We start from the raw sequence: 2,467 nt of genomic DNA, 5'->3' as shown, positions 1-2,467 counted from the left end.
GCGATCAGGATTCGGTGGGTGCCAGAATTACCGTGGTCGCCGAAGGCGTCAAACCGGGCCTGGGCGAGCCGATCTTCGACCGCCTCGACGCCGAGCTGGCCCACGCGCTGATGAGCATCAATGCGGTCAAGGGCGTGGAAATCGGCGCCGGTTTTGCCTGTGTCGCCCAGCGCGGCACCGAGCATCGCGATGAAATGACGCCGCAAGGTTTCCTCAGCAATAACGCGGGCGGCATCCTCGGCGGTATTTCCTCCGGCCAGCCGATTGTTGCGCACCTGGCGCTCAAGGCCACGTCGAGCATCACCACGCCGGGCCGTTCGATCGATGTGCATGGCAACCCGGTGGACGTGATCACCAAGGGCCGCCACGACCCGTGCGTGGGCATCCGCGCCACGCCGATTGCCGAGGCGATGATGGCCATCGTGTTGATGGACCACCTGCTGCGCAACCGTGGGCAAAACGCCGATGTGCAGGTGAGTACGCCGGTGTTGGGCCAGCTGTGACGGTGTGTGGCGAGCGAGCTTGCTGTGGCGAGGGAGCTTGCTCCCGCTGGGCTGCGCAGCAGCCCCCCACAATATGACGCAAAGCCTCCCATACTGGCGCCTCTCCAGCTTCTACCTCTTCTACTTCGCCCTGCTCGGGGCGACGGCGCCGTTCCTGGCGCTGTACTTCGACCACCTGGGGTTCTCCAGCGCGCGTATCGGCGAGCTGGTGGCCATCCCCATGCTGATGCGCTGCGTGGCGCCCAACCTGTGGGGCTGGCTCGGCGACTACACCGGCCGGCGCCTGGCCATCGTGCGTTTTGGCGCGGTGTGTACCCTGGCGAGTTTCTCGCTGATCTTCTTCAGCAAAACCTACGCCTGGCTGGCCCTGGTGATGGCACTGCATGCGTTCTTCTGGCACGCGGTGTTGCCGCAGTTTGAAGTGATCACGCTTGCGCACCTGCAAAAGCAAACCGCGCGCTACAGCCAGATCCGCCTGTGGGGCTCCATCGGTTTTATCCTCACCGTGGTGATCATGGGCCGCCTGTTCGACGGGCTGAGCCTGGACATTTACCCGGTGGTGGTCGTGGTGATCATGGCCGGCATTATTGGCGCCAGCCTGTGGGTGCCGAACGCGCAGCCCGCCGTCCAGGGCAATCGCCTGGCCTGTGACGGTTTCCTCAAGCAATTGCGCAGCCCCGGCGTACTGGCGTTTTATGCCTGCGTGGCCTTGATGCAAATGAGCCATGGCCCGTATTACACGTTCCTGACCCTGCACCTTGAACATTTGGGTTATAGCCGTGGCGTGATCGGCATGCTGTGGGCGCTGGGTGTGGTCGCGGAGGTGCTGATGTTCCTGGCCATGAGCCGGATCCTGACGCGTTTTTCGGTGCGGCGGGTGCTGCTGGCCAGTTTCGTGTTGGCGGCTATCCGCTGGTTGCTGCTGGGGTCATTCGCTGAAATCTTCTGGGTATTGCTGCTGGCGCAAGTGCTGCACGCCGCCACGTTCGCCAGCTTTCATGCGGCCGCCATCGCCTTTGTACAACGCAGTTTCGGCGCCAGACAACAAGGCCAGGGCCAGGCGCTGTATGCCGCGCTGGCCGGCACCGGGGGCGCGTTGGGCGCCCTTTACGCCGGCTACAGCTGGAACCTGTTGGGGCCGACCCTGACCTTCAGCATCGCCAGCGTCGCCGCCCTGGCCGCCGCCATTATCATTGGCCTTCGATTGCAAGAACCGACTACAGGAACCGAGCAATGAGTTATGTCGCTGTTTACGCTGCCGCCACACCGGATACCCCGAACAAGGTCCTGACCCATTTCGACGATATCGTCTCGACGCTGGCCGACCACGGTGTGCGTTTTGCGCGCTGGCAGCCGGCGCCGATTGAGAAGGGCGCCAGCGACGCAGACATGATCGCCGCGTACCAGCCGCAGATCGACGCCCTTGGCTACGCCGCCGTGGAGGTGCTTAGGGCGGCGGGCGATCTGGCACAGAACATTGAACTGCGTGCGCAATTCCTCAGTGAACGCCGCTACAGCGAAGACGAAGTGCGTTTCTTCGTCGCAGGCCAAGGCCTGTTCAACGTGCACGTGGGCGACTATGTGTATGCCGTACGTTGTGAGAAAAATGACCTGCTGGTGATTCCGGCCGGCGTGCCGCATTGGTTTGACATGGGCGAGAACCCGCACTTTGTCACCTTGCGTTTGTTCAACACAGCTAAAGGCTGTGAGCCTCAACTCACCGGCGATGCTATTGCCGATGGCTTCCCGGGCTTGGACGACTAAGCACAGATATTTAAATGTTCAACCCAGGCAAGTTGGAAGTTGTTGTGGGAATAAGCCTGATTATCTGTAAGGCGTAGCTGTTTCTGCTGCGCCCTGTGCTTTCAATCCATTCGTTATGTAACTCTCTGCAGACTCGATGTTTATATCACCTGTCAATAGCAGGAATCCGAAAGGTGATAGGGCATCCACTACAAAAGGAG

Annotated in this window: 3 protein-coding genes; all 3 read left to right on the top strand. The window is 61.4% G+C overall.

The features are described from left to right. The coding region (locus tag FEM54_RS30470) for a chorismate synthase (RefSeq protein WP_138454056.1) at nt 1-503 on the top strand (503 nt) is incomplete at its 5' end. 73 nt (nt 504-576) lie between these two features. After that, complete coding sequence (locus tag FEM54_RS30465; RefSeq protein ID WP_138454055.1) at nt 577-1,740, top strand: MFS transporter; 1,164 nt, start codon at nt 577-579, stop codon at nt 1,738-1,740. After that, complete coding sequence (locus FEM54_RS30460; protein WP_138454054.1) at nt 1,737-2,267, top strand: acireductone dioxygenase; 531 nt, start codon at nt 1,737-1,739, stop codon at nt 2,265-2,267. Before FEM54_RS30465 ends, FEM54_RS30460 begins: the two co-directional genes overlap by 4 nt. Nucleotides 2,268-2,467 lie beyond the last annotated feature (200 nt).

This window comes from Pseudomonas edaphica (assembly GCF_005863185.1).
GTDB classification, from domain to species: Bacteria; Pseudomonadota; Gammaproteobacteria; order Pseudomonadales; family Pseudomonadaceae; genus Aquipseudomonas; species Aquipseudomonas edaphica.
This window is presented reverse-complemented; position numbering and strand designations above follow the sequence as displayed.

Coding starts and splice junctions, on each gene's coding strand:
- FEM54_RS30465 (WP_138454055.1), top strand. CDS start 577: ATGACGCAAAGCCTCCCATACTGGCGCCTCTCCAGCTTCTACCTCTTC.
- FEM54_RS30460 (WP_138454054.1), top strand. CDS start 1,737: ATGAGTTATGTCGCTGTTTACGCTGCCGCCACACCGGATACCCCGAAC.